The sequence below is a fragment of the Methylobacterium sp. Leaf118 genome (genome assembly GCF_920984675.1).
Taxonomy (GTDB): domain Bacteria; phylum Pseudomonadota; class Alphaproteobacteria; order Rhizobiales; family Beijerinckiaceae; genus Methylobacterium.
The window spans coordinates 53,473-59,876 of sequence record NZ_CAKLBV010000028.1; the positions used below are offsets into that span (position 1 = coordinate 53,473).

4 protein-coding genes and 1 pseudogene are annotated in these 6,404 nt (G+C 70.8%); all 5 read left to right on the plus strand.

The window, feature by feature from the left end:
- The first annotated feature begins 121 nt into the window (after positions 1 to 121).
- Entirely contained in the window at positions 122 to 469 is a 348-nt protein-coding gene (locus tag LW587_RS13650) for a septal ring lytic transglycosylase RlpA family protein (protein WP_232630134.1), read from the plus strand.
- Between the two features lie 112 nt (positions 470 to 581).
- Positions 582 to 899 carry a polyhydroxyalkanoic acid system family protein gene (locus tag LW587_RS13655; RefSeq protein ID WP_232630135.1) on the plus strand — a complete coding sequence of 106 codons (318 nt, stop codon included), beginning with the start codon at positions 582 to 584 and terminating at the stop codon, positions 897 to 899.
- A gap of 415 nt (positions 900 to 1,314) precedes the next feature.
- Positions 1,315 to 3,156, plus strand: a complete 1,842-nt coding sequence (locus tag LW587_RS13660; RefSeq protein ID WP_232630136.1) for an ABC-F family ATP-binding cassette domain-containing protein — start codon at positions 1,315 to 1,317, stop codon at positions 3,154 to 3,156.
- 379 nt (positions 3,157 to 3,535) lie between these two features.
- Positions 3,536 to 5,206, plus strand: coding sequence for a porin (locus LW587_RS13665; RefSeq protein ID WP_232630137.1), 1,671 nt, complete (start codon positions 3,536 to 3,538; stop codon positions 5,204 to 5,206).
- A gap of 230 nt (positions 5,207 to 5,436) precedes the next feature.
- Positions 5,437 to 6,404, plus strand: a pseudogene (locus tag LW587_RS13670) (flagellar motor protein MotB); the annotation flags it as partial.

Here is a 6,404-nt window from a genome sequence, read left to right on the forward strand (position 1 = left end):
CGTTATAGTCGCGAAGTCGTCGATTTCGCACCGCAACAACGAGGTCTTATTTTAGCCGGGTTCGGGCTCATTTTCCCGCGTCGTTCAAACACGTCGCAACGACAAGGGAATGCGATCCACGATGAAGGCCACCAGCTGGACCGTCGCCGCCTGCCTCGCCACCGTCATCGGCACCGCCGCGGTGCTGCCCGCCCAGGCCCAGGGGGGCCGGGCATCCTGGTACGGAAGCGGGCACCGCACGGCGAACGGCGAGCGGTTCAACCCCAACGGACTCACCGCCGCCCACCGCTCCCTGCCCTTCGGAACGCGGGTGCGCGTGACCAACCGGGCCAACGGACGCTCGGTCGTCGTGCGCATCAATGACCGGGGTCCCTTCGTCGGCGGCCGGGTGATCGATCTGGCCCGGGGCTCGGCCCGCGCCCTCGGGATCGGTGGCGTCAGCTACGTGTCGCTGGCCGTGCTGCGCTGAGGCGCGGCCGCGCGTCGGTTTCCCCGCCCGCGTGCGGGGCCGGCGTTGCCGTCGGGCCGAGGCCTTCCCATACTCTCCCCGTCACGCTGCAACGCGAGGAGGAGTGGTCGAGATGGCGAAGCCCATGGTGGTCGAGATTCCGCACGAGCTCGGCCGCGACGAGGCCCGGCGCCGCATCGACGAGGGCACCGCCAAGGCGCGGGCGGCCCTCGACAAGAGTGGCATCGCCATCAACACCCTGACCTGGACCGGCGACCGGCTGGATTATTCGGTCACGGCGCTGGCCCAGACCGTCGACGGCCAGATCGATGTCGGCCAGGACATGGTGCGCGTCGAGGTCCGGATGCCGCTGCTGCTCTCGATCTTTGCCGCCCGCATCCAGAAGATCATCGGCAAGGAGGGCAACAACCTCCTCCTCACCAAGAAGTAGCGGAACCTCGCCGGAACCGGCCCGTTCGTCCGCAGGGCCGGCCCCGATGCCGGCGAGAGGTGAGGCGCCAGTCCATGTCGAATCCCGGACCGATTCCGGAGACCCCGCAGCCGGCGATGCCCCCCGAGACGCCGAGTCCGGCGCCGGCCGAGACCCCGGGGGTGCCGCCGGCCGAGTCGCCGCAAGTGCCACCACCGGGCCCCGGCCCCGAAATCCCCGGCGGGACGCCCGCCGAGGCACCGGGGAGCACGCCGGCGGAGATCCCGCTCGACAGTCCCGGCCTTCCCGACTCGACGCCGACGGGCCCGGCCAACCCCACGGCGTGATCCCCGTCAGCGGACGGCCGCGGCATGAGCGGGGCCGTCCGATCCGAAACGCGTTTGTTCCGGGCGGCCGCTGCTGCCATAAGCCCGGCATGGCCGCCCCCCCGCTTCTCACCCTCCAGGACATCGCGCTCACGTTCGGGGGCACGCCGCTGATCCAGCGGGCGGAGCTGACCATCGCCCCGGGCGAGCGGGCCTGCCTCGTGGGCCGCAACGGCTCCGGCAAGTCGACGCTGATGCGCATCGCCGCCGGGCTCGCCGAGCCGGATCGGGGCGAGCGCTTCCTTCAGCCCGGCACCACTTTGCGCTACCTCGCCCAGGAGCCCGACTTTTCGGGATTTGCGAGCACCCTCGATTTTGCCTTGGCCGGCCTCGCCCCCGGCGACGACGCCCACCGCGCCCGCTACCTCCTGGAAAGCCTGGGGCTGACCGGCACAGAGGAGCCGGCCCGCCTCTCGGGGGGTGAGGCCCGCCGCGCGGCCCTCGCCCAGGCGCTGGCGCCCGAGCCCGACATCCTGCTCCTCGACGAGCCGACCAACCACCTCGACCTTCCGGCGATCGAGTGGCTGGAGGCGGAGCTGAAGCGCACGCGCTCGGCCCTCGTCCTCATCAGCCACGACCGGCGCTTCCTCTCCGCCCTGTCGCGCTCGACGGTCTGGCTCGACCGTGGCGTGACGCGGCGGATCGAGCAGGGATTCTCCGGCTTCGAGGCGTGGCGCGACGCCTTCTTCGAGGAGGAGGAACGCGACAAGCACAAGCTCGACCGCAAGATCGCCGACGAGGAGCACTGGCTGCGCTACGGGGTCACCGCCCGGCGCAAGCGCAACGTGCGCCGCCTCGCCGACCTCCACGACCTGCGGAAGACGAGCCGCGAGCACCGCCGCCCGGTGGGGCAGGCGGTGCTGACGGCCAGCGAGGGCGAGGCCTCCGGCACCCTCGTCGCCGAGGCCCGCGGCGTCTCGAAATCCTTCGGCGCGCGCCGCATCGTCAGCGATTTGTCCTTGCGCATCCTGCGCGGGGACCGACTCGGCATCGTCGGCCCGAACGGGGCGGGCAAGACCACGCTCATCAACCTCCTGACCGGGGCGCTGGCCCCCGATTCCGGGGAGATCCGCCTCGGCACCAGCCTCAACATGGTCCATCTCGACCAGCGCCGGGCGAGCCTCAACCCGACCGATACCGTCACGGAAGTCCTCACCGGCGGGCGCGGCGACACCGTCACGGTTGGCGGACGGAGCCGCCACGTGATCGGCTACCTGAAGGACTTCCTGTTCGCGCCCGAACAGGCGCGCACCCCGGTGAGCGTGCTCTCCGGCGGCGAGCGCAACCGGCTGCTGATCGCGCGGACGCTGGCCCAGGCCTCGAACCTCCTCGTCCTCGACGAGCCCACCAACGACCTCGACCTCGAGACCCTCGACCTCCTGCAGGAGATGCTCGGCGACTATGCCGGCACCCTGATCCTCGTCAGCCACGACCGCGACTTCCTCGACCGGGTGGCCGGGACCGTGCTGGTGAGCGAGGAGGAGGGGCGCTGGGTCGAGTATGCGGGCGGCTACACCGACATGCTGGCGCAGCGGGGACGCGGCGTGGAGGCCAGGACGACGGCCAAGGCGGACGCGAAGGGCGATGGCAAGGGCGACGGGAAGGGCGAGACCAAGGGCGATGCGCGGGAGCGCCCCGCCCGCCCGGAGGCGAAGGGCAAGCTCGGCTTCAAGGAGCAGCATGAGCTGAAGACGCTGCCGGCCCGGATCGCCGAACTGGAGGCGGGCATCGGCAAGCTGCGCACGGTGCTGGCCGATCCCGGGCTGTACGGCCGCGATCCCGCCCGCTTCGCCAAGGCCACCGACCTGCTCGGGGCGGCGGAGACCGAGCTCGCCGCGGCCGAGGACCGCTGGCTCGCCCTGGAGATGCTGCGCGAGTCGCAGAACGCCTGAGAATCCGGGCTCGACGCCACGTATGATGCCCTCGTGCAACGTCAGGCATCGCATTCAGTCGGCAAAGTTCTCCTGTCATTACCGTGAGCTGGGGAAAATCCAGCTTCCCCGCCAGCCAATACGTTGCGGTCCTGCAACAGCGTCCCAGGAAGCCGGTTTGCGGCGCTCCCGAGCCCGTGATGTCTGTTGCCCGTACGGCCACGCTCCCGCATGGTGCCCCTCGTGGACGGGGCAACCCCGCCGCAAGCTTCGGCCGGAGCCCGTGCGGGGGGCCAAGCACCAAGGGATAAAAGGACGGTGGGGGTAAGGTTCGCCGCGAGGCGGATCCCCTCAGAAGAAGTCCGATCCCGTGGGTCTCGAAACTTCTGGAGGTTTCACAATGAAGCTCGTCAAGAGCCTTCTCCTGGGATCGGCGGCGGGGCTGACCGTCGTTGGCGCGGCACAGGCCGCTGACCTGCCGGTGAAGAAGGCCGTGCCGATTGAGTACGTCCGCGTCTGCACCGCCTACGGTGCCGGCTTCTTCTACATCCCGGGCACCGACACCTGCCTGCGCATCTCGGGCCGCGCCCGCGCTGAGTATGGATACATCGGCAGCGACACCCGCAACGCCCCCAGCGGCGGCGACCTGTCGGGCTTCACCGGCCTTGCGCGCTTCAACATCGACGCCCGCACCCAGACCGGCTACGGCACCCTGCGCGCCTTCCTGCGCCTCGACGCCGCGAGCCGCACCGGCCACACCAAGTTCTCGTCGGGCACGAACAGCCGCATCGGCTACGCCTTCTCCGGCACCGGCCAGGACCAGCTCGGCCGCGTCCAGAACTTCATCAACGTCGACAAGGCGTTCGTGCAGTTCGCCGGCCTGACCGCCGGTCGCGCCTCCTCGTTCTTCGACTTCTACGCCAACGACTACGAGATCATCGGCTCGTCGCTCGGCTCCAACATGCCGTCGACCAACATCCTCGCCTGGACGCAGAAGTTCGGTGAAGGCTGGTCGGCCACGATCTCGATGGAAGACCCGAACTTCCGTAAGAACCCGCTCTACTCCGATGCCGTTGGCGTCACCCCCATCGTTCCCGGCCAGTCGGGCCTGAACAACGTCTTCACGACGGCCCCGACGCCGCTCATCCTCGCCATTGATCCGGGGACCGGCAACGCCTCGTCCGTTGCCTTCATCGACGCGGTCCAGCGCTCGCGCATGCCCGACTTCGTCGGCACCCTGCGCTACGACGCTCCGTGGGGTTCGGCCCAGCTCTCCGCCGCCGTCAAGGACATCAACACCGGCGGTCTGATCGGCAACAGCGGCGCTGCCATCGGTGTTCTGCCCGGTGGTATTATTCCGCCCGGCCGGGGTGGTGTGGAAGCCGCGCTCGCCGCCCGTGGCGTAAGCTCCGGCGCGCGGACCGACTACGGTTGGGCCGTCCAGGGTGGCGTCAAGGTCAACCTGCCCTTCATCGCTCCCGGCGATGGCCTCTACCTGCAGGGTGCCTATGGTGAGGGCGCCAACATGTATACCGGCATCACCCGCTTCACCGCCGGTTACCTGAGCAACGCCGCCACCTACGCCGGCAACCCGTTCAACCAGTACCTGTCGGACGCCATCGTCAACCCGCTGACCGGCCGCCTCGAACTGGCCCGCAGCTTTACCGCGGTGGCCTCCTACCTCCACTACTGGTCGCCGGAATGGCGCTCGGCCTTCTATGCCAGCTATGGCGAGATCTCGTTCTCCCAGAGCGCCCGTCAGGCCATCAGCCTGACCAGCTTCTTGATCGGTGCGACCTCGGGACAGGCTCCCCCGTCCGTCCTGGCGCCGGGGACCGGCTACGCGCTCTCCGCCGCCCTGCGGGACACCTACCAGATCGTCACCGGCGCGAGCCTGATCTGGTCGCCGGTCAAGGATCTCGATATCGGCGTGGAAGGTCAGTACATCAAAACCGGTCTCAAGAGCGGCCGTGTGGCCGACGCCAACAAGGGTGCGCCCGGCGGCGTGCCGTTCCTGGTCTCCGACCAGGACGTCTACCAGGCCCGCTTCCGCGTCCAGCGCGACTTCTAAGCGATCCTGCCAACACGGCTTCCGCACCCTCACGGGCGCGGGAGCCCTGGACTCGAAACCTCCAAACCCCGGCCGAAAGGCCGGGTTTTTTGCGTCGGGCAGCCTTCGGCGGGCCGAGGTCGCCACGGCCCGACCAAGTGCGCCGCTCCGGCCTTCAAGTCGCCCCGAACGTCCGTATCCTCAAGGGCCTGCCGCGCCCCTCAAGCTGCGGCGGCACGCGAGACCGCTCCTTGTCCTCCCTTGACCCTCTTCTCCGTCACCGGCTCGGCTGGCTCGCCGGGCTCCCGGCGCTCGCCCTCGTCGGCGCCGTGACGGCCTATCTCGCGACCCCGCGGATCGAGGACGACCTCGCCCGGGCCGCTGCCGCCGTGTCCCGGGGCACCGGGGAGGGTCAGCCCGAGCCGTGGCTGCGGGTCACGGTCCGGGGTCGCGACCTCGTCGCCGTGGGCGAGGCGCCCGATGCGGCCCAGCGCATGGCGGCTCTCGAACGGCTCGCCGCGTTGGACGGACCGGCCCGCCTGATCGACCGCACCGGGGTGATCGAGGATGCCTCGCCCTTCGTGTGGAGCGCGGAGCGGGCCGGTCCCGCACGCGTGGCGGTCACCGGCAGCCGTCCGGCGGAGGTCGGCGCGTTCGAGCTGGCGCAGCGTCTCAAGCCGGCCCTGCCGGAGGCCGGCACGCTCGACGACCAGACGCGGGCCGCCCGCGGGGCGCCGCCGGACTTTCCCGACGCCGCCGCCTTCGCGCTGGAGCGGCTGCGGGACCTGACCACGGGCTCGGTCGCGACCCTCGACGACACCGTGATCTCGATCCGCGGCGCGGCTGCCAGCCCCGCGGCCTACGAATCGTTCCGCACCGCCCTCGCGACCCCGCCGCCGGGCTTCACCATCGGCACCGTCACGGTCCTCCCGCCGGTGGTGACGGATCTCCACCTGACGATCGAGCGCCGCCCGGACGGAAGCCTGGAACTCGGGGGCGACATCGCCTCAGCGGAGGCCCGCGCGGCGATGCGCGCCGCCGCGGCGGAGGCCGCCGAAGGCGCGGCGGTCGACGACCGGATGCGCGATGCCCGCGGTGCCGGCCGGACTCCGGACAGCACCGCGCTCGCCCCGCTCATGCTGAAGCTCGCCGGCCTGCTGCATGCCGGCCGCGTCGCCTACGGGGAGGGGCGCCTGTCGGTCGAGGGCAGCGCCCTGGA